The 20,395-nt window shown below is 71.7% G+C and carries 18 protein-coding genes; 13 read left to right on the top strand and 5 right to left on the bottom strand.

Features of this window, described 5'->3' with window-relative positions; all coding sequences use genetic code 11:
- Positions 1–166: 166 nt before the first annotated feature.
- The 3 genes from OG331_RS24950 to OG331_RS24940 are packed head-to-tail and all read left to right on the top strand — an operon-like array spanning position 167 to position 2,912.
- Positions 167–946, top strand: a complete 780-nt coding sequence (locus OG331_RS24950) for a DUF5819 family protein (RefSeq protein WP_406199956.1) — start codon at positions 167–169, stop codon at positions 944–946.
- Positions 943–2,169 carry an HTTM domain-containing protein gene (locus OG331_RS24945; protein ID WP_406199954.1) on the top strand — a complete coding sequence of 409 codons (1,227 nt, stop codon included), beginning with the start codon at positions 943–945 and terminating at the stop codon, positions 2,167–2,169. Before OG331_RS24950 ends, OG331_RS24945 begins: the two co-directional genes overlap by 4 nt.
- Positions 2,166–2,912: a TrmH family RNA methyltransferase gene (locus tag OG331_RS24940; RefSeq protein ID WP_406199951.1), complete on the top strand. Its 747-nt coding sequence runs from the start codon at positions 2,166–2,168 to the stop codon at positions 2,910–2,912. The genes OG331_RS24945 and OG331_RS24940 overlap by 4 nt, the downstream gene beginning before the upstream one ends.
- On the opposite strand, the gene paaN is transcribed toward OG331_RS24940, so the two are convergent.
- The gene (gene paaN / locus OG331_RS24935; protein ID WP_406199949.1) at positions 2,909–4,600 is read right to left on the bottom strand and encodes a phenylacetic acid degradation protein PaaN; all 1,692 of its coding nucleotides are present in this window, start codon (positions 4,598–4,600) and stop codon (positions 2,909–2,911) included. The genes OG331_RS24940 and paaN overlap by 4 nt on opposite strands.
- A gap of 160 nt (positions 4,601–4,760) precedes the next feature.
- Here paaN and OG331_RS24930 point away from each other — a divergent pair, with 160 nt between their 5' ends.
- From OG331_RS24930 to OG331_RS24920, 3 genes are all read left to right on the top strand, one after another.
- Positions 4,761–6,287 carry a 3-hydroxyacyl-CoA dehydrogenase gene (locus OG331_RS24930; RefSeq protein WP_406199947.1) on the top strand — a complete coding sequence of 509 codons (1,527 nt, stop codon included), beginning with the start codon at positions 4,761–4,763 and terminating at the stop codon, positions 6,285–6,287.
- Positions 6,284–6,874, top strand: coding sequence for a TetR/AcrR family transcriptional regulator (locus OG331_RS24925; protein WP_406199945.1), 591 nt, complete (start codon positions 6,284–6,286; stop codon positions 6,872–6,874). The genes OG331_RS24930 and OG331_RS24925 overlap by 4 nt, the downstream gene beginning before the upstream one ends.
- 194 nt (positions 6,875–7,068) lie before the next feature.
- The gene (locus OG331_RS24920) at positions 7,069–7,227 is read left to right on the top strand and encodes a hypothetical protein (RefSeq protein ID WP_406199942.1); all 159 of its coding nucleotides are present in this window, start codon (positions 7,069–7,071) and stop codon (positions 7,225–7,227) included.
- Between the two features lie 16 nt (positions 7,228–7,243).
- On the opposite strand, the gene OG331_RS24915 is transcribed toward OG331_RS24920, so the two are convergent.
- On the bottom strand, positions 7,244–7,729 hold the full coding sequence (locus tag OG331_RS24915; RefSeq protein ID WP_406210251.1) for an Lrp/AsnC family transcriptional regulator: 486 nt from the start codon (positions 7,727–7,729) through the stop codon (positions 7,244–7,246).
- A 190-nt stretch (positions 7,730–7,919) separates the two neighbouring features.
- Here OG331_RS24915 and pdhA point away from each other — a divergent pair, with 190 nt between their 5' ends.
- From pdhA to OG331_RS24885, 6 genes are all read left to right on the top strand, one after another.
- On the top strand, positions 7,920–9,056 hold the full coding sequence (pdhA, locus tag OG331_RS24910) for a pyruvate dehydrogenase (acetyl-transferring) E1 component subunit alpha (RefSeq protein ID WP_406199939.1): 1,137 nt from the start codon (positions 7,920–7,922) through the stop codon (positions 9,054–9,056).
- Positions 9,053–10,057, top strand: coding sequence for an alpha-ketoacid dehydrogenase subunit beta (locus OG331_RS24905; RefSeq protein WP_328880485.1), 1,005 nt, complete (start codon positions 9,053–9,055; stop codon positions 10,055–10,057). The genes pdhA and OG331_RS24905 overlap by 4 nt, the downstream gene beginning before the upstream one ends.
- Positions 10,057–11,451: a dihydrolipoamide acetyltransferase family protein gene (locus OG331_RS24900; protein WP_406199936.1), complete on the top strand. Its 1,395-nt coding sequence runs from the start codon at positions 10,057–10,059 to the stop codon at positions 11,449–11,451. Before OG331_RS24905 ends, OG331_RS24900 begins: the two co-directional genes overlap by 1 nt.
- A gap of 69 nt (positions 11,452–11,520) precedes the next feature.
- Positions 11,521–12,465, top strand: a complete 945-nt coding sequence (locus OG331_RS24895; RefSeq protein WP_406199934.1) for an NTP transferase domain-containing protein — start codon at positions 11,521–11,523, stop codon at positions 12,463–12,465.
- Positions 12,462–13,823, top strand: coding sequence for a molybdopterin molybdotransferase MoeA (locus OG331_RS24890; protein WP_406199931.1), 1,362 nt, complete (start codon positions 12,462–12,464; stop codon positions 13,821–13,823). The genes OG331_RS24895 and OG331_RS24890 overlap by 4 nt, the downstream gene beginning before the upstream one ends.
- Positions 13,811–14,929 (top strand): potassium channel family protein, encoded by a 1,119-nt coding sequence (locus OG331_RS24885; RefSeq protein ID WP_406199928.1) that lies wholly within the window; start codon positions 13,811–13,813, stop codon positions 14,927–14,929. The genes OG331_RS24890 and OG331_RS24885 overlap by 13 nt, the downstream gene beginning before the upstream one ends.
- 46 nt (positions 14,930–14,975) lie before the next feature.
- On the opposite strand, the gene OG331_RS24880 is transcribed toward OG331_RS24885, so the two are convergent.
- From OG331_RS24880 to OG331_RS24870, 3 genes are all read right to left on the bottom strand, one after another.
- Positions 14,976–15,824, bottom strand: coding sequence for an ABC transporter permease (locus OG331_RS24880; RefSeq protein WP_328880480.1), 849 nt, complete (start codon positions 15,822–15,824; stop codon positions 14,976–14,978).
- Positions 15,821–16,885, bottom strand: a complete 1,065-nt coding sequence (locus tag OG331_RS24875) for an ATP-binding cassette domain-containing protein (protein WP_406199926.1) — start codon at positions 16,883–16,885, stop codon at positions 15,821–15,823. The genes OG331_RS24880 and OG331_RS24875 overlap by 4 nt, the downstream gene beginning before the upstream one ends.
- 662 nt (positions 16,886–17,547) lie before the next feature.
- Positions 17,548–18,762, bottom strand: coding sequence for an IS110 family transposase (locus OG331_RS24870; RefSeq protein WP_406209625.1), 1,215 nt, complete (start codon positions 18,760–18,762; stop codon positions 17,548–17,550).
- 617 nt (positions 18,763–19,379) lie between these two features.
- Between OG331_RS24870 and OG331_RS24865 the strand changes: the two genes are divergently transcribed.
- Positions 19,380–20,360: an NAD(P)H-quinone oxidoreductase gene (locus tag OG331_RS24865; protein WP_406199924.1), complete on the top strand. Its 981-nt coding sequence runs from the start codon at positions 19,380–19,382 to the stop codon at positions 20,358–20,360.
- Positions 20,361–20,395: the final 35 nt, after the last annotated feature.

Raw genomic sequence — 20,395 nt, 5'->3', positions numbered from 1 at the left:
CTGTGGAGGACCTACGCAGGGCCCCTTACGGCCGTATAGGACCCCCGTAAGGTGTCGTCGACGGCAGCCCGGCTGGGGCTTTGCCCGGCGGGTGGGCCTGAGTACCGTTCCGGTGCGAGCGCCGAGGGCTGAGGGAAGACGGACCGGAATCGGGAAACGGGGCTACATGGACGCGCACGACGCAGGCTCGGCCGCCCGGCACGGGCCGGACGAGGAGCCGCGGGACGCCGCTGCGCCGTCAGCCGTCGAGCCGTCTCCCGCCCTGCCGGCCGCCGAACCCCGCACCGGCGTGGCCGCCCTCTCCCTGCGCTACCAGATCGGTGCCGCCCTCGCCCTCGCGGTCGTGGCGATCGCCGTCTGTGTCCACATAGGCATGGTCTTTCTGCACGTCGCCCCGCCGAACACGGTCACCAAACAGCACGGCAAGGCGATAGACGACTGGATATACCCGGAGTTCGAACAGAACTGGAAGCTGTTCGCCCCCAACCCGCTGCAGCAGAACATCGCGGTGCAGGTCCGCGCCCAGGTCGGCACGGCCGACGGCGGGCGCCGCACCACCGGCTGGTACGACCTGTCCGCCCAGGACGGCCGGGCCATCGACGGCAATCTGCTGCCCAGCCACACCCAGCAGAACGAGCTGCGCCGGGCCTGGGACTTCTTCGTGGCCACGCATGACGCCGGGAACCGCCCCGTGGGCCTGCGCGGCGCCCTGTCCGAGACGTATCTGCGGCGCATCGTCGAGCTGCGCCTCGCCCGCGCGGACGCGGCCGGTGAGAGCGGCGTCCTCGAACGCGTCCAGGTCCGCTCCCGCACCACCAACGTGCATCCGCCCAAGTGGAGCGACGAGCAGGTCTCCGACAAGCCGGCCTACCGGGTGCTGCCCTGGTGGTCGGTCACCGCCGACGCGACCGACAGCGCGGGCGCGCAAGAGGGGAACGCCCGGTGAACCGCTTCTCCCTCGCGATCTCCGCCGGCATCGCCCGGGTCACCGAGTCCGCCCTCGGCCCGTACCAGACGGCCGTGATCCGCATCGGCTTCACGGCGACCTGGCTGCTGTTCCTGCTGCGCGAGTTCCCGCACCGCCAGGAGCTGTACGGCCCCGACGGCCCCTGGGACTTCGACCTGGCCCAGCAGCTGATCGGGACGAACGGCTCGTTCACGGCCCTGATCTGGTCGAGCAGCCGGTTCTGGTTCGAGAGCGTCTACGTCCTCGCGGTCCTGGCCGGTGTGCTGCTGCTGCTCGGCTGGCGCACCCGCACGATGTCCGTGCTCTTCATGGTCGGCGTGCTCTCGCTGCAGAACCGCTCCATCTTCATGGGCGACGGCGGCGACAACGTCCTGCACCTGATGTGCGTCTACCTCGTGTTCACGCGTTGCGGCCAGGTCTGGTCGCTGGACGAGCGCCGGGCCAGGCGTGCGGGCGAGGCACGCGCGCGTGGCGAGCGGGTCGGGCCGGACCGGATCGGTCCGCTCCTGTGGAGCGTGCTCGGGGTCGCGCTGGTCGCCGTGACCGCGGCGGGCCGTCTCGACGGCGACCTGACCGTGCCGCTGATCCTGTGGGGCGTCTGGCTCGCCCTGGCCGTCCGATGGATCGTGGACCGCCTCGCGCGGACCGACGAGCCCCGCATCCTGCTCGACGTCATCGGCAACATCGTCCACAACGGCGCCCTGCTGGTGATCATGGCCGAGGCGTGCCTGATCTACGCGACCGCCGGCTGGTACAAGATCCAGGGCTCCCGCTGGCAGGACGGCACCGCCGTCCACTACCCGCTGCACCTCGACTACTTCTCGCCCTGGCCGGCCCTCGCCGACCTGCTGTCCTCCAGCGGCACGATGGTGATGCTCATCACCTACGGCACGGTCATCGTCCAGGTCGCCTTCCCGTTCACGCTGTTCAACCGGCGGGTCAAGAACGTCCTGCTGGCCGCGATGATCACCGAGCACGCCGTGATCGCGGTCGTTCTCGGGCTGCCGTTCTTCTCCCTGGCGATGATCGCGGCCGACGCGGTGTTCCTGCCGACATCGTTCCTGCGCCGCCTGGGCGGCTGGGCGGCACGCACGCGTGGCGGGCTGTCGAGGCTGGTCCGGCGCGGGGACGACCCCACGGAACTGCCGGGGCCGCGCACCCCGGAGAACCCGGAGCACGCGCACGTAGGCTTCACGGCATGACCGTGACCTCCTGGAACCGGCTCGCCGGCACCTCCGTGCTGCTCGACGGCTTCCACGCCCTCAAGCACGCCGTGCGCTTCGGCGCCGAGGTCCCGGTCGCGGTCGCCGTCGACCGGGCTGCGGCGCTGGCCCTCGCCGACGAGCTGGCGCCCGACGTGCGGGACGCCCTGGACGCGCTCCTGACACAGGTCCCGGAGTCGACGTACACCTCGCTGGTGACGCGCCCGCACCCCACCGCGGTCGCCGCCCTGGCGGTACGGCCGCCTCGCGCCGCCAACCTGGAGAAGCTGGCGCACACCCCGCGCACAGCCCCCGTCGTGGTCCTGGACAACCCGCGCAACCTGGGCAACGCGGGCGCCGTGATCCGCCTGGCCGCCGGCTTCGGCGCGACCGGCGTCGTCACCACCGGCACCCTCGACCCCTGGCATCCGACGGTCGTACGCGGCGGGGCGGGGCTGCACTTCGCGACCGCCGTGGAGCGGCTGGGCGTCGAAGAGCTGCCGCCCGGACCGCTGTACGCCCTGGACCCCGAGGGCGACGACATCCGGGGCAGCAAGCTCCCGGACGACGCCGTCCTCGCCTTCGGCTCCGAACGCACCGGCCTGTCGGCCGAACTCCGCGCGCGTGCCGACCATTTGGTGGCCCTGCCGATGCGCCCCCAGGTCTCCAGCTACAACCTCGCGACCAGCGTGGCGATGACGCTGTACCACTGGAGTCTCACCGGGGGCGCCTTCAGGGCTTAGGCCTCCCGGCGCACCTCGACGACCCGGAACCGGTTCGCCACGAACGCCCCGTCGCACAGTGCCGAGTTGGCCGCCGGGTTGCCGCCCGACCCGTGGAAGTCCGAGAACGCGGCCGTCTGGTTCACGTACACCCCGCCCGTGAGGTTCAGCGACAGCTGGGCCGCCTCCTCCAGGCACGCCTCCTGCACGGCCTGCTCGACCTCGTCGTCGGTGGTGTACGCGCCGACCGTCATCGCCCCCTTCTCGCGCACGGTCCGCCGCAGCAGCTCCACCGCGTCCGCGGCCGAGTCGACCGCGACGGCGAAGGAGACAGGGCCGAAGCACTCGCTCATGTAGGCGGCCTCGTCGTCCGGCTTGGCGCCGTCCAGCTTCACGATCACCGGCGTACGGACCACCGCGTCCGGGAACTCCGGGTTCGCGATCTCGCGGGAGGCGAGGGCGACTTCGCCGAGGCCGGCGGCAGCCTCCAGGCGGGCCTTGACGTCGGGGTTGACGATCGCGCCGAGCAGCGCGTTCGCGCGGGCGTCGTCGCCGAGGAGGCCGTCGACCGAGCGGGCGAGGTCGGCGACGACCTCGTCGAAGGTCCGCGGGCCCTCCTCGGTGCGGATGCCGTCACGGGGGATCAGCAGGTTCTGCGGGGTGGTGCACATCTGGCCGCTGTAGAGGGACAGCGAGAAGGCCAGGTTGGACAGCATGCCCTTGTAGTTGTCCGTCGAGTCGACGATCACCGTGTTGACGCCGGCCTTCTCCGTGTAGACCTGCGCCTGGCGGGCGTTGGCCTCCAGCCAGTCGCCGAACACGGTCGAGCCCGTGTAGTCGATGATCCGGATCTCCGGGCGCGTGGCCAGCGTCTTGGCGATGCCCTCACCGGGGCGCTCGGCGGCCAGCGCGACCAGGTTCGCGTCGAAGCCCGCCTCGGCGAGCACCTGCCGGGCGACCTGCACGGTGAGCGCGAGCGGCAGGACCGCGCGCGGGTGGGGCTTCACCAGGAGCGCGTTGCCGGTGGCGAGGGAGGCGAACAGGCCCGGGTAGCCGTTCCAGGTCGGGAAGGTGTTGCAGCCGATGACCATCGCGATCCCGCGCGGGACCGGCGTGAACTGCTTGTTCAGGGCGAGCGGATCGCGCTTGCCCTGCGGCTTGGTCCACTCCGCCGTGTCGGGGGTGCGGACCTGCTCGACGTACGCGTACGCCACCGCCTCCATGCCGCGGTCCTGTGCGTGCGGGCCGCCGGCCTGGAACGACATCATGAAGGCCTGGCCGGAGGTGTGCATGACCGCGTGCGCGAACTCGTGCGTGCGGTCGCTGATCCGCTTGAGGATCTCCAGACAGACCACCGCGCGCATCTCCGCGCCCGCGTCCCGCCACGCCCGCATGCCGGACTTCATGGCGGGCAGCAGCTGGTCGATGTCCGCGTGCGGGTACTCGACGCCCAGCTCGATGCCGTACGGAGAGGCCTCGCCGCCCACCCAGCCGTCGGTGCCGGGCTGGTCGAGGTCGAGGCGGCCGCCGAGGAGGGCGTCGAAGGCGGCCTTGCCCGCCGCCGCGTCCAGGCTGCCGTTCTCGCCGTAGGCCTTGGGGTGCTCGGGGTGCGGGGACCAGTACGCACGTGTGCGGATCGCTTCCAGCGCCTGGTCGAGGGTGGGCCGGTGCTTGGCGATCAGCTCGTGGGCGGTCAGTTCGGCGGCCATGCGGGACCAACTCCTCGTCTCAAGAGCTCTCCGTCGAGCTCATGACCTGGGCAGAAACATGGGCAGGAACAGCCAGTCAGAGTTAGAGTAACCGAACGATCGGTCGGTTCAAGGGGGTCCGCCGCATCTGTGGAAAACCCCGTGCGGGAGGATCGCGCTCATGACAGCACTCGACCTCAGCAGCCCTGTGGCCGTCGTCGGCACCGGCACCATGGGCCAGGGCATCGCCCAGGTCGCGTTGGTGGCGGGCCACCCCGTACGGCTGTACGACACAGCTCCTGGGCGTGCCCAGGCAGCCGCCGACGCGATCGGCGCGCGCCTCGACCGGCTCGTCGAGAAGGACCGCCTCACCGGCGCCGACCGGGACGCGGCCCGCGCGCGGCTGCTGCCCGCCGAGTCCCTCACCGACCTCGCGGACTGCACCCTGGTGATCGAGGCCGTCCTGGAGCGCCTCGACGTCAAACAGGAGCTCTTTCGCCAGCTGGAGGGCGTCGTCGGCGAGGACTGCCTGCTCGCCACCAACACCTCGTCCCTGTCGGTGACGGCCATCGGCGGCGCTCTGGACAACCCCGGCCGCTTCGTCGGCCTGCACTTCTTCAACCCCGCGCCGCTGCTGCCGCTGGTCGAGGTCGTCTCCGGGTTCGCCACCGACGTCACGTCGGCCACGCGCGCGTACGAGACGGCTCGCGCGTGGGGCAAGACGCCGGTCGCCTGCGCGGACACCCCCGGCTTCATCGTCAACCGCATCGCGCGGCCCTTCTACGCCGAGGCCTTCGCGGTCTACGAGGCCCAGGGCGCGGATCCGGCCACCATCGACGCCGTCCTGCGCGAGTGCGGCGGCTTCAGGATGGGCGCGTTCGAGCTGACCGACCTCATCGGGCAGGACGTCAACGAGTCCGTCACGCACTCCGTGTGGCAGTCCTTCTTCCAGGACGTGCGCTTCACGCCCTCGCTCGCCCAGCGGCGCCTGGTCGAGTCCGGCCGGCTCGGCCGCAAGAGCGGACACGGCTGGTACGACTATTCCGACGAGGCCACGGCTGCCGAGGCCGCCGAGCCGCACACCGCGGAGAAGGCGCGGCAGCCCGCCTACGTCGTCGTCGAGGGTGACCTGGGCCCCGCCTCCGAGCTGCTCACGCTGATCCGCGAGGCGGGCATTCCGGTCCGTGAGGAGGACGAGGACCACGGCAGCCGCCTGGTGCTGCCCGGCGGCGGCCAGCTCGCGCTCGCCGACGGCCAGACGTCGGTGGAATTCCGGGACGTCGTCTACTTCGACCTCGCCGTCGACTATCGCCGGGCCACCCGGATCGCGCTGTCCGCCTCCCAGGACACCTCGCCGCAGACCCTCGCGGAGGCCACCGGCCTCTTCCAGGCGCTCGGCAAGGACGTCAGCATCATCGGTGACGTCCCCGGCATGATCGTCGCCCGCACGGTCGCCCGGGTGGTCGACCTCGCGCACGACGCGGTCGCCAAGGGCGTGGCCACCGAGGAGGACATCGACACGGCGATGCGCCTTGGCGTGAACTACCCGCTCGGTCCCTTCGAGTGGAGCCGCAGGCTCGGCCGCAACTGGGCGTACGCCCTGCTCGACGACCTGCACCTGCGCGACCCCTCCGGGCGCTACGCGCCGTCCCTCGCGCTGTACCGCCACGCGTACGCCTCCGACAAGCGGGAGGGCAGCTCCTCATGACCACCGCCAAGCGCGACACGTACACCCCGGAGACACTGCTCTCCGTCGCCGTGCAGGTCTTCAACGAGCGCGGCTACGACGGCACCTCCATGGAGCACCTCTCCCGCGCGGCCGGCATCTCCAAGTCGTCGATCTACCACCACGTCACGGGCAAGGAGGAGCTGCTGCGCCGCGCCGTCAGCCGGGCGCTGGACGGCCTCTTCGGGATCCTCGACGAGGAGCACGCGCGCGGGGGGCACGCCGCCGACCGGCTGGAGTACGTCGTCCGGCGCATGGTCGAGGTGCTCATAGCGGAGCTGCCGTACGTGACGCTGCTGCTGCGCGTGCGCGGCAACACCGACACCGAGCGGTGGGCCCTCGAACGGCGTCGCGACTTCGACCACCAGGTCGCCGCCCTGCTGAACGCGGCGGCCGCCGACGGGGAGGTGCGCGCCGACGTGGAGGTCCGGCTGGCGACCCGACTCGTCTTCGGCATGATCAACTCGATCGTCGAGTGGTACCGCCCCGACGGCCGCGGCATGAACGAGCGCGAAGTCGCCGACACCGTCGCGCGGCTGGTCTTCGGGGGCCTGCGCCGGGCGAGCTGACCTCGGAGGTCACCGACCTTGCGTGGCGGCCCGAGTACGCGCGCGTGGGCGGGTGAGTACGCCGCCCGATGGACCGGGACGTCCTGGGCTGGTGAGCTGGGTCGCGTGATCCAGAACGACGTGCCGCTCCTCGTGTGGGAGTACGGCATGTTCCGCGCCGGCGGCTACACCAGCGGCATCGAAGTGATGATCCTTTGGGATTCGCCCTGCTCGCGATCGCCTGGGCGCTGCCGCACCGCCGGTCCCTGCGGATGCTGCGCATGACGGCGGCCGGTGCCGGGCTCGGATGCGCGCTCCTTCCGGTGCTGTTCGCGATGCTGATGGCCATGGCGATGGCGATGGCCTCGGGCTGACCGCCCGACTCGGCCCTCAGCCCTGCGGCTCCAGGTCCTCCTCCTCGAACACCAGCAGCGTGCGCGTGCTGAGCACCTCGGGGATCGCCTGGAGGCGGGTGAGGACCAGTTCGCGCAGGGCCCTGTTGTCGGAGGTGTGGACCAGCAGCAGGACATCGAAATCGCCCCCGACGAGGGCGATGTGAGAGGCGCCCGGCAGCTGTCTGAGCTGCCCGCGGACCGTGCGCCAGGTGTTCTGGACGATCTTGAGGGTGATGTAGGCCGAGGTTCCGTGACCGGCGCGTTCGTGATTGACGCGAGCGCCGAAACCGCGGATGACGCCGTCCTCGACGAGGCGGTTGATGCGCGCGTAGGCGTTCGCGCGGGAGACATGGACCCGCTCGGCGACCGACCGTATCGACGCGCGGCCGTCCGCCTGGAGCATCTGCAGGATGTCCTCGTCGATGGCGTCGAGGGGGCGCGCGGGTGGCAGGGGAGCGCCGTCGTCCGGGCTCTCGGCCATTTGTTCAGGCGCCATGTCCCCCCACCTTCCCTCCGTGGACGTACTGCGTTCATTGGAGGCTGTGGAGAACCGTTTGTCCACAGCCTGAGGGCGCCTGTAGCCAAAATGTGCCGACGACCGAACAATCGGTAGGTGAGGCGCGTCACTGGAGCTGCGCCTCCCGTAGCCGCTCCCACGAGGAGGTGCCGTCATGACGGTCATGGAGCAGCGAGGCGCGTACCGGCCATCGCCGCCGCCCGCCTGGCAGCCCCGCATGGACCCCGCGCCGCTGATGCCCGACGCGGAGCCGTACCGCGTCCTCGGCACCGAGGCCGCCGCCAAGGCCGACCCGGACCTGCTGCGCCGGCTGTACGCCGCGCTGGTGCGGGGCCGCCGGTACAACGTGCAGGCGACCGCGCTGACCAAGCAGGGCCGACTCGCCGTCTACCCGTCCAGCACCGGCCAGGAGGCCTGCGAGGTCGCCGCCGCGCTGGCGCTTCAGGAGCGCGACTGGCTCTTCCCGAGCTACCGCGACACCCTCGCCGCCGTCGCACGCGGCGTGGACCCCGTCGACGCGCTGACCCTCCTGCGCGGCGACTGGCACACCGGCTACGACCCGTACGAGCACCGCGTGGCCCCCCTGTGCACGCCGCTCGCCACCCAGCTTCCGCACGCCGTCGGCCTCGCGCACGCCGCCCGCCTCAAGGGCGACGACGTGGTCGCGCTCGCCATGGTCGGCGACGGCGGCACCAGCGAGGGCGACTTCCACGAGGCGCTGAACTTCGCCGCCGTTTGGCAGGCGCCGGTCGTCTTCCTCGTCCAGAACAACGGCTTCGCGATCTCCGTCCCGCTCGCCAAGCAGACCGCGGCCCCGTCGCTGGCCCACAAGGCCGTCGGCTACGGCATGCCCGGCCGCCTGGTCGACGGCAACGACGCGGCCGCCGTGCACGCGGTGCTGAGCGACGCCGTACGGCATGCGCGCGCGGGCGGCGGTCCCACGCTGATCGAGGCGATCACCTACCGCATCGACGCCCACACCAACGCCGACGACGCGACCCGCTACCGCGGCGACTCCGAGGTCGAGACCTGGCGCGGGCACGACCCGATCACGCTCCTGGAGCACGAGCTGACCGAGCGCGGCCTGCTCGACGAGGCCGGCAAGCAGGCCGCGCGGGACGCCGCCGAAACCATGGCCGCCGACCTGCGCGAACGCATGAACCAGGACCCGGTGCTCGACCCGATGGACCTGTTCGGCCACGTGTACGCCGAGCCCACCCAGCAACTGCGGCAACAGCAGGCGCAGTTGAGGGCCGAGCTCGAAGCCGAGTCGGAAGGGTCGCACCGATGACCACCGTCGCCGCCAAGCCGGCCACCATGGCGCAGGCCCTCACGCGCGGGCTGCGCGACGCCATGGCGGACGACCCCACCGTGCACGTCATGGGTGAGGACGTCGGCACCCTCGGCGGTGTCTTCCGGGTCACCGACGGGCTCGCCAAGGAGTTCGGCGAGGACCGCTGCACCGACACGCCGCTGGCCGAGGCGGGCATCCTGGGCACAGCGGTGGGCATGGCCATGTACGGCCTGCGCCCGGTCGTGGAGATGCAGTTCGACGCGTTCGCCTATCCGGCGTTCGAGCAGCTCATCTCGCACGTGGCGCGCACGCGCAACCGCACCCGCGGCAGGATGCCGCTCCCCATCACCATCCGCGTCCCCTACGGCGGCGGCATCGGCGGCGTCGAGCACCACAGCGACTCGTCCGAGGCGTACTACATGGCGACTCCGGGGCTCCATGTCGTCACGCCCGCGACCGTCGCCGACGCCTACGGGCTGCTGCGCGCCGCCATCGCCTCCGACGACCCGGTCGTCTTCCTGGAGCCGAAGCGGCTGTACTGGTCGAAGGACACCTGGAACCCGGACGAGCCGCAGAGCGTTGAACCGATTGGCCGCGCGGTGGTGCGGCGCTCGGGCCGGAGCGCCACGCTCATCACGTACGGACCGTCCGTGCCCGTCTGCCTCGAAGCCGCCGAGGCGGCCCGGGAGGAGGGGTGGGACCTGGAAGTCGTCGATCTGCGCTCGCTGGTGCCGTTCGACGACGAGACGGTCAGCGCCTCGGTACGGCGGACCGGGCGAGCGGTCGTCGTGCACGAGTCGGGCGGGTTCGGCGGCCCGGGAGGGGAGATCGCGGCCCGGGTCACGGAGCGCTGCTTCCACCACCTGGAGGCGCCGGTGCTGCGCGTGGCCGGGTTCGACATCCCCTACCCGCCGCCGATGCTGGAGCGTCACCACCTGCCCGGCGTGGACCGGATCCTGGACGCCGTGGGGCGTCTGCAGTGGGAGGCCGAGAGCTGATGGCACAGGTGTTGGAGTTCAAGCTCCCCGACCTCGGGGAGGGGCTCACCGAGGCGGAGATCGTCCGCTGGCTGGTGGAGGTCGGTGACGTCGTCGCCGTCGACCAGCCGGTCGTCGAGGTCGAGACGGCCAAGGCGATGGTCGACGTCCCCTGTCCCTACGCCGGGGTGGTCACGGCCCGCTTCGGCGAGGAGGGCTCCGAGCTTCCCGTGGGGGCGCCGTTGCTGACGGTGGCCGTCGGCACGTCCGCCTCCGACGGCCCGGCCGAGGACTCGGGTGCGGCCTCGGACAAGGGCTCCGGCAATGTCCTGGTCGGCTACGGCACCTCCGAGGCGCCGGCGCGACGCAGAAGGGTGCGCCCGGGGGAGTCGGCACCTGTCGTACCCGTGGAACCCGTGTCCGCCAACGGCGCCGCTGCCGCGCGGGAGGTGAGCGAGGGGCCCGTGCCCGTCATCTCGCCCCTGGTCCGCCGCCTCGCCCGGGAGAACGGCCTGGACCTCAGGGAGTTGCACGGCTCCGGGCCGGAGGGGCTGATCCTGCGCGCCGACGTCGAGTACGCCCTGCGGGCCGCCCAGGCACACGGGCGCACGGCACCGCCGGCGGCCGAGCCGCACACGCGCGTGACGCCCACCCCGGCACCGGCCACGGCTTCCTCCGCTGCCGTCCCGACCGCGCAGCCTCCCGTCCGCTCCTCCGCCCCTCCCGCCGGTATCCGCACCCCCCTCAAGGGCGTCCGCGGTGCCGTGGCCGACAAGCTCTCCCGCAGCCGGCGGGAGATCCCGGACGCGACCTGCTGGGTGGACGCCGACGCGACGGAGCTCATGCGGGCGCGGGCCGCGATGAACGCGGCAGGGGGACCGAAGATCTCCCTGATCGCCCTGCTGGCCCGCATCACCACCGCCGCCCTGGCCCGGTTCCCCGAGCTCAACTCCACGGTCGACATGGAGGCCAGGGAGGTCGTCCAGTTCGACCATGTGCACCTCGGGTTCGCCGCGCAGACCCAGCGCGGGCTCGTCGTCCCGGTCGTACGGGACGCCCACGCGCGGGACGCGGAGTCACTGACGGCGGAGTTCGCAAGGCTGACCGAGGCGGGCCGCACGGGCACCCTCACACCGGCGGAACTCACCGGCGGCACCTTCACGTTGAACAACTACGGCGTGTTCGGCGTCGACGGCTCCACCCCGATCATCAACCACCCCGAGGCCGCGATGCTCGGCGTCGGCCGCATCATCCCCAAGCCCTGGGTGCACGAGGGTGAACTGGCGGTGCGGCAGCTCGTCGAGCTGTCGCTCACCTTCGACCACCGGGTCTGTGACGGCGGCACCGCGGGCGGCTTCCTACGGTATGTGGCGGACTGCGTGGAACATCCGGCGGTGCTGCTGCGCACGCTGTGACGAAGCCCCCCGAGTTTCGGCTGCTTCCCCTGCGTTCCCTGTGATCGCCAAGGCACGCATACTCGGGGGGTGACCGCGTACGAACCGACGGGCGAGCGAGGCGCCGCCGATGCTGTTCACGACGTCGCGTACGACGCCGTCGTGCTCGCCGGCGGGGCCGCGCGGCGGCTCGGCGGGGTGGACAAACCCGGGGTACGGGTCGGCGGGCGTCCCATGCTCGACCGGGTGCTCGCCGCCTGCGCCGACGCACGGACCACCGTCGTCGTCGCCGACCCCCGGCCCACCGCGCGCCCGGTGACCTGGGCGCGTGAGGACCCGCCCGGGGGCGGCCCGGTCGCCGCCCTCGACGCCGGGCTCCGGCACACCGACGCGGAGCAGGTCGTCGTCCTCTCCGCCGACCTGCCGTTCCTCGACGAGGGCACGGTACGGCGGCTGTTGGCCGCCCTGCGCACCGGCGACGCCGACGGCGCGCTGCTCACCGACGCCGACGGCCGCGACCAGCCGCTCGTCGCCGCGTACCGCGCGCCCGCGCTGCGCCGCGAACTGGCCGTGCTCGCCCAAGGGCAGGACGGCCTCGCCGGCCTTCCTCTGCGCCGCCTGACCGGCGCGCTCGGTCTCACCCGCGTCCCCGACCCCGTCGCGTCCTTCGACTGCGACACCTGGGACGACATCGCCACCGCCAGGGCACGCATCAGGGAGCATGGGCACGTGTTGGATGAATGGATTTCCGCAGTCAAGGACGAACTGGGCATCGACCTCGACGTCGACACCAAGGTGCTGTTGGACCTCGCCCGCGACGCCGCCCACGGCGTGGCACGGCCCGCGGCCCCGCTGACCACCTTCCTCGTCGGGTACGCGGCAGCACAGGCCAGGGACGGTGAGGGCGGACCCGAAGCGGTCGCCGAGGCATCCCGCAAGGCCGCCGCCCTCGCCCTGCGCTGGGCCGAAGAGGCCGCCGCCAAGTCCGACGTGGCCCCCGACGCCACCCCGGATACCCGCCCGGACGCCGGATGACCCCCCGCGGCATCCAGGCGGACGAGGACGCCGAGGACCTCGACGTCGAGGAGGTGCTCGCCCTTGTGAACGAGGACAACGGCCACCACACACCGGGCGATCAGGAGCCCGCACCCACCCCGGGCTCCCCCAAGCCGGACGGCCAACACAAAGCCACCCCCTGGCCCGAAGCCCGCGACATCGCCGCCCGCGCCGCCCGGTCCGGTACCCGGGCCGCCGGCCGTGCCCACGTCTCCGTCCCCCTCGACGCCGCCCTGGGCCTCGCCCTGGCCGCCCCCCTCACCGCCCTCACCGATCTGCCCTCCTTCGACACCTCGGCGATGGACGGCTGGGCCATCGCGGGACCCGGCCCCTGGGACGTGCGGGACAAGGGCGTGCTGGCCGGGCACGGTGAACCCGAGCCGCTCACCGACGGCGAGGCCGTGCGTATCGCGACCGGCGCCCGCATCCCCCCGGACACCACCGCCGTCCTGCGCAGCGAACACGGCCGCACGGACGCCCAGGGCCATCTGCACGCCACCCGCAAGACCCAGCCCGGCCAGGACATCCGCGCACGCGGCCAGGAGTGCCGTAAGGGCGACCATCTGCTGGCCGTCGGCACCCTCGTGACCCCGGCCGTGCTCGGCCTGGCCGCCGCCGCCGGATACGACACCGTCACCGCCGTACCCCGCCCCCGCGTGGAAGTGCTCGTCCTCGGCGACGAGTTGCTCACCGAAGGGCTCCCGCACGACGGGCTGATCCGCGACGCCCTCGGCCCGATGCTGCCGCCCTGGCTGCGCGCACTCGGCGCAGAGGTCACCGCCGTGCGCCGGCTCGGCGACGACGCCAAGGCCCTGCGCAAGGCGCTCACCAGCTCCCACGCGGACCTCGTCGTCACCACCGGCGGCACCGCGGCAGGCCCCGTCGACCACGTCCACCCCACCCTGCACCGCATCGGCGCCGAGCTCCTGGTCGACAGCGTCAAGGTGCGCCCCGGCCATCCCATGCTGCTGGCGCGTCTCAAGGAGAACCAGCACCTCGTGGGCCTGCCCGGCAACCCCCTGGCCGCGGTGTCCGGCCTGCTCACGCTCGCCGAACCCCTGCTGCGTACGCTCGCGGCACGCCCCGCCCCGGAGCCCTACACGCTGCCGCTGAGCGAGGCGGCGCACGGACATCCGTATGACACCCGGCTCATCCCCGTCGTGCTGCGCGGCGACCATGCTGTGCCACTGCGCTACCACGGCCCTGCCATGCTGCGGGGCATGGCGGCGGCCGATGCCGTCGCCGTCGTACCACCGGGCGGTGTCCGTGCCGGTCAGGAGACCGAACTGCTCGACCTGCCCTGGGCCACCGCCGGTATCGAGGTGTGTTTCACGTGAAACTTCCGGGCCAGGACGCCATTGCCCGCGAGGCGGACGAGCGGGTCGCCACCTATCGCGTGAAGCTCCCGAAGAAGATCGTGGAGCATCCGTTCCGGCAGGTCGCCAAGCGGGTCACGATCGCCATGTCACTGCTCGTGGCGGCCGCCTTGATCGTCTACGCCGACCACGACGGCTACAACGACAGCTCCGATGGTTCCGTCGACCTTCTCGACGCCTTCTACTACGCGACCGTCAGCCTCTCCACCACCGGATACGGCGACATCACCCCGGTCAGTGACGCCGCGCGGCTCACCAATATCTTCGTCATCACGCCGATGCGTGTGCTGTTCCTGATCATCCTGGTCGGCACCACGCTCGAGGTCCTCACCGAACGGACCCGGGAGGAATGGCGTCTGAACCGCTGGAGGTCCACCTTGCGCGACCACACCGTCGTCGTCGGCTTCGGCACGAAGGGCCGTTCGGCGATCCAGACCGTCTGCGCCACGGGCTTGAGCAAGGACCAGGTCATCGTGGTCGACCCGAGTTCCAAGGTGATCGAGGCAGCGGTCGCGGACGGATACGCCGGAGTCACGGGGGACGCGACGCGCAGCGAGGTCCTGAAGCGGGCCGAAGTGCACAAGGCACGGAAGATCATCATCGCCACCCAGCGCGACGACACCGCGGTCCTGGTGACGTTGACGGCCCGGCAGCTCAACCGCGGGGCGAAGATCGTGGCCGCGGTGCGTGAGGAGGAGAACGCGCCGCTGCTCAAGCAGTCCGGCGCCGACGCGGTCATCACCAGCGCCAGCGCGGCCGGGCGGCTGCTCGGCCTCTCCGTGCTCAGCCCCGCCGCGGGCATGGTGCTGGAGGACCTGATCCACCAGGGCAGCGGGCTCGACATCGTCGAACGGCCGGTCATAAAGGCCGAGGTGGGCAAGAACCCGCGCCAGATGGACGACTTGGTGGTGAGCGTCCTACGCGGGCACCGGGTGCTCGGATACGACGATCCGGCCGTCGGGGCACTGGAGTTGACGGACCGGCTCATCACGATCGTGAGGGCGACGCCGGGCAGTCAGGTCGCACCTGATGACCGGCGTCTGCCCCCGGGGATGAAGCCCGTCTGACGTCTCGGACGGGCTCCATGTTCGGCGCTGCGTGCGGCTGTACGCGCTACTTGCGGTTGTACAGCCGCATCGTGATCGGCCCGAAGACCAGCACGAACAGGCCCGCCCAGCCCACCGACCAGGCGATCTCGTCCGCCGGCCAGTTGCCCGCCATCAACTCGCGGACGGCCGAGGCCAGATGGGTGATCGGGCTGTTGTTGACGAAGGCCTGGAGCCAGCCCGGCATGGTCTTCGGGTCGACGAAGATGTTCGACAGGAAGGTGAGCGGGAACAGCACCATCATGCTGACGCCCATCACCGACTTCTCGCTGCGCAGCAACAGCCCGAACATCGTCCAGACCCACGAGAACGCGAACGAGAAGGCGACCAGCAGGGCGATCCCGGCGAGGACACCGAGCACCCCGCCGTCCGGGCGGTAGCCGATGATCATGCCGACGGTGAGCATCACCACGGACGCGATCGTGTAGCGCAGGGCGTCGCCCAGCAGATAGCCGACCATCGTCGACGGCCGCCAGATGGGCAGCGAACGGAACCGGTCGAAGACGCCCTTCTCGATGTCGGTGTTCACCGAGACGCCCGTGTACATCGTGATCATCACGACCGACATCACCAGGATGCCCGGCAGCAGGAACTGGATGTACTCCTTCGGGGACCCGGCCAGGGCGCCCCCGAACAGGTACGTGTACATCAGCACCATCATGATCGGGAACGCGGTAACGTCGAAGAGCTGCTCCGGCACGTGCTTGATCTTCAGGATCGCGCGCCAGCCGAAGGTCATCGAGGCAGAGAGGGCGCTGGGCCGCGGCGGCCGCTCCCCCGCGACGAGCAGCGCCGCGAGCGACTCGGCGCTGACGGGGGCGAGTTCCTTGTTCTCGGTCTGCGTCACGGTGCTCATGCCGCCACCCCGTCCTTGTCGTCCTTGCCGGCCCCGTCGGCCCTGTTGGCCTTGTCCGTCCGGTCGTCGTTGTCGCGTGCGTCGTGGGTGTCGTGCCCGGTGAGGGCGAGGAAGACCTCGTCCAGGCTCGGCTGGCCCAGCGAGAAGTTGTCGACGGTGATGCCGGTGCGGGCCAGCTCGGAGAGCGCGCGGGCGGCCTGTTCCGCCGCGCCCTGGCCATTGGCCGCCCCGGCGCCGACACGCGCGGTGAGGGCCACGGGATCGGGCTCCAGTTGCACGTCCGCGTCCAGGATCAGCCGCAGGACGCGCTCGGCCTCGGGACGCTGCGCCGCGTCGCGCAGCCGCAGATGGACGGAACCGCCACCCACGGACGCCTTGAGCTCGCCCTTGGTCCCTTCGGCGATCACCTTGCCCCGGTCGATCACGGCGATCCGGGAGGCCAGCTGGTCGGCCTCGTCCAGGTACTGCGTGGTCAGCAGCACGGTGGTGCCCTGGGCGACGACCGCGCGCACGATGTCCCACACCTGGTTGCGGCTGCGCGGGTCCAGGCCGGTCGTCGGCTCGTCGAGGAAGAGCAGGTCGGGGGTGTTGAGGATGGAGGCGGCGATGTCGATACGGCGCCGCATGCCGCCGGAGTAGTTCTTGACCTGCTTCCCGGCGGCCTCCGTCAGCCCGAAGGCCTCCAGGAGCTGCCCGGAGCGCTGCCGCGCGGCCTGCTTGCCGTGTCCGAGGAGCCGGCCCAGCAGGACCAGGTTCTCGGTGCCGGTGAGGTCCTCGTCCACCGAGGCGTACTGGCCGGTGAGGCTGACGCGGCCGCGCACCTCGTCGGCCTCGCGGACGACGTCGTGGCCGAAGACGTGCGCCTCGCCGCCGTCGGGTCGTAGGAGGGTGGCGAGCATCTTCACCGTGGTGGTCTTTCCGGCGCCGTTGGGGCCGAGGACGCCGTAGACCGTGCCGGCCGGAACCGCGAGGTCCACGCCGTCGACGGCCCGTGTCTCACCGAATGTCTTCACCAGGCCCGCGGTCTCGATCGCGAGACCGGACGTCGTCTGCGTGCTCATGCTTTCGGGGTTCCTTCCGGGTGGTCCTTCCGCGTTCTTGGGCTACGCATGGGGAGACCTTTACGGTCGCGCAAACTCATCGGCGACGCACAGGGATTTTCGAATGACCCGCCCAAGGACCGAGGAGCATGGGACCGGCGACCGAGGCGGGGGGCTCCGCCGGGGGAACGGGGAGGGCGGCTGGAGGGCTCGGGTGGGAGTCGGGAGTACGGGGCCGGGGTGGAGAGCTCGGGCGGGAGCAGGGGAGGTGAGGTTGAGGGCCTCGGGCGGGAGGACAGGGCGCGAGGCGGGGGGTCCGCCGGGGCACGGGCACGGGGGCGGGGGCGGAGGCTGGAGGGCTCGGACGGGAGAGGGGGAACGGGGCGGAGGGCTCGGGTGGGAGTACGCGGCGGGGTCGCGGACCTCGGGCGGAGTGCAGGGACCGGGTTGAGTGCTCCGGGCGGGAGGACAGGGGCCGAGGCGGGGGGGTGCCCCTATCTGTTTCGTCAACCCTGGCGGGGTTGACTTGTAGGGGTTCGTGATGGTTTTCGGGAACGTTCCGCGAAGCGGGACGTTCCCGGTGAATCGGGTGCGGTGCGGGCAGCCTGGTGGCCGCCTGGCAGGGGTGGACGTGCCGGTGGCGGGGTGGAGCGGGCTGGAACAGGTAGGGGGTGGTGCGGGTGTCAGGCGGCGAGACCTAGGGTGCGGGGTTCGTAGAGGGTGCCGGTGCGGATCATCGCGTGGATGACGTTCACGCGTTGCCTGGCCAGTCGCAGGATCGCCTGTGTATGGGTCTTGTTGCGGGCGCGTTGGCGGTCGTAGTAGATCCGCGAGGACGGATCGGACTTGCAGCCGATCGCGGCGAACGCGGCCTGGAACAAGGCGCGTTTGAGGAGCCGGTTGCCGCGGTGGGGTGCGTGCTCGCCGCGGATGGAGGTGCCCGAGGACTTGGTGGCGGGGGCGAGTCCGGCGTAGGAGGCGAGGTGTCCGGCGGTGGGGAAGCCGGTGCCGTCACCGATCGCGACGATCACGGCAGCGGTGGTCCTGACGCCCATGCCGGGCAGCGACGTCAGGAGGTGGAAAAGAGGGAGGGCCTCCAGCAGGGCGGCGATCTCCCGCTCGGTGGCCTGCCGCCGGCTGTGGGCGGCGGCGAGCTGGGCGGCCAGGCCGGGCACGATCAGCGCGGACGTCTCGGTGCCCGGGACGATCAGGGTCTGCTCGGCCAGTGCCTCGAAGATCTCCTCGGTCAGGTGCTTGGCCTTGCGCGAGCCATGCGCGGTGAGTAGGGCCTGGCAGCGGGCCCGGCCCAGCTTCCTGATCTTCGCGGGGGAGCCGTGCCGGGTCAGGAGGGCCTGGACATATGGGTAGGCCAGGCGCTTGCCCAGGACGCGTTCCAGGGAGGGGTGGATCTGGGAGATCAGGCCGCGCAGCCGGTTGGTGGTGCGGTTGACCTCGCCGGCCAGGTCGTTGTCGTAGCCGGTGAGCATGGTCAGCGCGGCCAGCGTCTCGTCGTCGCGGTCGATCGCGCGCAGGGTGTGCGGCAGGGTGCGGGCGGTGTCGGCGATGACGAACGCGTCGCGGGCATCGGTCTTGGCCTCGCCGGGATACAGGTCGGCAGCCCGCCGCATCGAGAGTCCGGGCAGGTAGGCCACCCGGCAGCCCGCCGCGCGGGCCGCGGTGATCGGCAGGGCACCGATATTGGCGACCTGGTCGACCACGACCAGAACGGTGCCGAACTTCGCCACCAACTTGGTGAACAGCTCGATCAGCTTCGGCTCGGTATTCGGCAGCCGCTTGTCGTGGACGGTCTTGCCCTGCTCGGTCAGACCATGGGCGTGGTGGAACTCCTTGCCCAGGTCCAGACCGAGGAACAGACGTATATCGACGGTGTCGACCATGCTCACGTGCCCCCAGATCCTTCTACGCGTACTCGATGTGCAGTTCCTGGCCGTCCCTGCGGCACCACACGCCGGCAACCACGTTACGCAGACATGCCACCCGGCAAGCGGCCCGGCGTTGCACCGGACCCGGGCGGTCGTCAGGCCCCTCATCAGCGGTCAAGCGGTGCCCCGAAGCCCGGCGGCAACACCCCCCAGGTCATCACCTCGACAGGGGGCAAACAGCCATACCGGACCCGGGGGCCAGGCGCCCCGTTGCAGGGCCATGAGAAAGGTAACGGGGCTCCGCCGGGGCTACGGAGGCGGAGGCGGGGGCTCGGACTGGAGACGGGGGGACGGGGCGGAGAGCTTGGTTGGGAGTACGCGGCGGGGTCGCGGACCTCGGGCGGAGCGCAGGGCCCGGGTTGAGGGCCTCGGGCAGGAGGACAGGGGCCCGAGACGGGGGGCTCCGCCGGGAGTACCGGCCGGGCCGGAGGCCAGGACCCGAGGCGGAAGGCTCGGGCGGGAGGACAGGGGCCGAGGCGGAGGGCTTGGGTGGGAGACCGGGACGGTGGCTGGAGGGCTTGGGTGGGAGTAGCGCGGCCGGGGTGCGGGGGGCGAGGAGTAGCGTCCGTGCCATGCATGCGATCACGATTCCCGAACCTGGTGGGCCCGAGGCGCTGGTGTGGGACGAGGTCCCCGATCCCGTCGCCGGAGAGGGCGAGGTGCTGGTCGAGGTGGTGGCCGGGGCCGTCAACCGTGCCGACATCCTGCAGCGGCAGGGCTTCTACAACCCGCCGCCCGGCGCCTCCCCCTACCCCGGTCTGGAGTGCTCCGGCCGGATCGCCGAGATCGGCCCCGGCGTCTCCGGCTGGGCCGTCGGCGACGAGGTGTGCGCGCTGCTCTCGGGCGGCGGCTACGCCGAGAAGGTCGCCGTACCGGCGGGCCAGCTGCTGCCCGTGCCCAAGGGCGTGAGCCTCACGCGGGCCGCCGCGCTGCCCGAGGTGGTCTGCACGGTCTGGTCGAACGTCTTCATGGTCTCCCACCTGCGCCCCGGCGAGACCCTGCTCGTGCACGGCGGTTCGAGCGGCATCGGCACCATGGCCATCCAGCTGGCCAAGGCCGTCGGCGCCAAGGTCGCCGTCACGGCGGGCAGCAAGGAGAAGCTCGACCGGTGCGCCGAACTGGGCGCCGACATCCTCATCAACTACCGGGAGCAGGACTTCGTCGCCGAGGTCAAGAAGGCCACCGACGGGGCCGGAGCCGACGTCATCCTCGACAACATGGGCGCCAAGTACCTCGACCGCAACGTCCAGACCCTCGCCGTGAACGGCCGCCTCGCCATCATCGGCATGCAGGGCGGCGTCAAGGGCGAGCTCAACATCGGCGCGCTCCTGGCCAAGCGGGCCGCCGTCAGCGCGACCTCGCTGCGTGCCCGTCCCCTCGGCGAGAAGGCGTCGATCGTCGCGGCCGTACGCGAGCACGTGTGGCCCCTGCTGGACGCCGGGCACGTACGGCCGGTGGTGGACCGCGAGATGCCGATGAACGACGCGGCCGGGGCGCACCGGGTGCTGGAGGAGAGCGGGCACGTGGGCAAGGTGCTCCTCGTCGTGCCGTAGGCCGGCCGCGGTGGCCAGGGCGGCCCGAGCGGCCA

It is taken from the genome of Streptomyces sp. NBC_01017 (genome assembly GCF_045162795.1).
GTDB lineage: Bacteria > Actinomycetota > Actinomycetes > Streptomycetales > Streptomycetaceae > Streptomyces > Streptomyces machairae.
This window is presented reverse-complemented; position numbering and strand designations above follow the sequence as displayed.

Excerpts from the sequence above, each read along its gene's own strand:
- OG331_RS24905 (WP_328880485.1), top strand. The coding sequence starts at position 9,053 with ATGACCACCGTCGCCGCCAAGCCGGCCACCATGGCGCAGGCCCTCACG.
- OG331_RS24950 (WP_406199956.1), top strand. The coding sequence starts at position 167 with ATGGACGCGCACGACGCAGGCTCGGCCGCCCGGCACGGGCCGGACGAG.
- OG331_RS24900 (WP_406199936.1), top strand. The coding sequence starts at position 10,057 with ATGGCACAGGTGTTGGAGTTCAAGCTCCCCGACCTCGGGGAGGGGCTC.
- paaN (WP_406199949.1), bottom strand. The coding sequence starts at position 4,600 with ATGGCCGCCGAACTGACCGCCCACGAGCTGATCGCCAAGCACCGGCCC.
- OG331_RS24870 (WP_406209625.1), bottom strand. The coding sequence starts at position 18,762 with ATGGTCGACACCGTCGATATACGTCTGTTCCTCGGTCTGGACCTGGGC.
- OG331_RS24890 (WP_406199931.1), top strand. The coding sequence starts at position 12,462 with ATGACCCCCCGCGGCATCCAGGCGGACGAGGACGCCGAGGACCTCGAC.
- pdhA (WP_406199939.1), top strand. The coding sequence starts at position 7,920 with ATGACGGTCATGGAGCAGCGAGGCGCGTACCGGCCATCGCCGCCGCCC.
- OG331_RS24930 (WP_406199947.1), top strand. The coding sequence starts at position 4,761 with ATGACAGCACTCGACCTCAGCAGCCCTGTGGCCGTCGTCGGCACCGGC.
- OG331_RS24875 (WP_406199926.1), bottom strand. The coding sequence starts at position 16,885 with ATGAGCACGCAGACGACGTCCGGTCTCGCGATCGAGACCGCGGGCCTG.
- OG331_RS24940 (WP_406199951.1), top strand. The coding sequence starts at position 2,166 with ATGACCGTGACCTCCTGGAACCGGCTCGCCGGCACCTCCGTGCTGCTC.
- OG331_RS24915 (WP_406210251.1), bottom strand. The coding sequence starts at position 7,729 with ATGGCCGAGAGCCCGGACGACGGCGCTCCCCTGCCACCCGCGCGCCCC.
- OG331_RS24880 (WP_328880480.1), bottom strand. The coding sequence starts at position 15,824 with ATGAGCACCGTGACGCAGACCGAGAACAAGGAACTCGCCCCCGTCAGC.
- OG331_RS24925 (WP_406199945.1), top strand. The coding sequence starts at position 6,284 with ATGACCACCGCCAAGCGCGACACGTACACCCCGGAGACACTGCTCTCC.
- OG331_RS24865 (WP_406199924.1), top strand. The coding sequence starts at position 19,380 with ATGCATGCGATCACGATTCCCGAACCTGGTGGGCCCGAGGCGCTGGTG.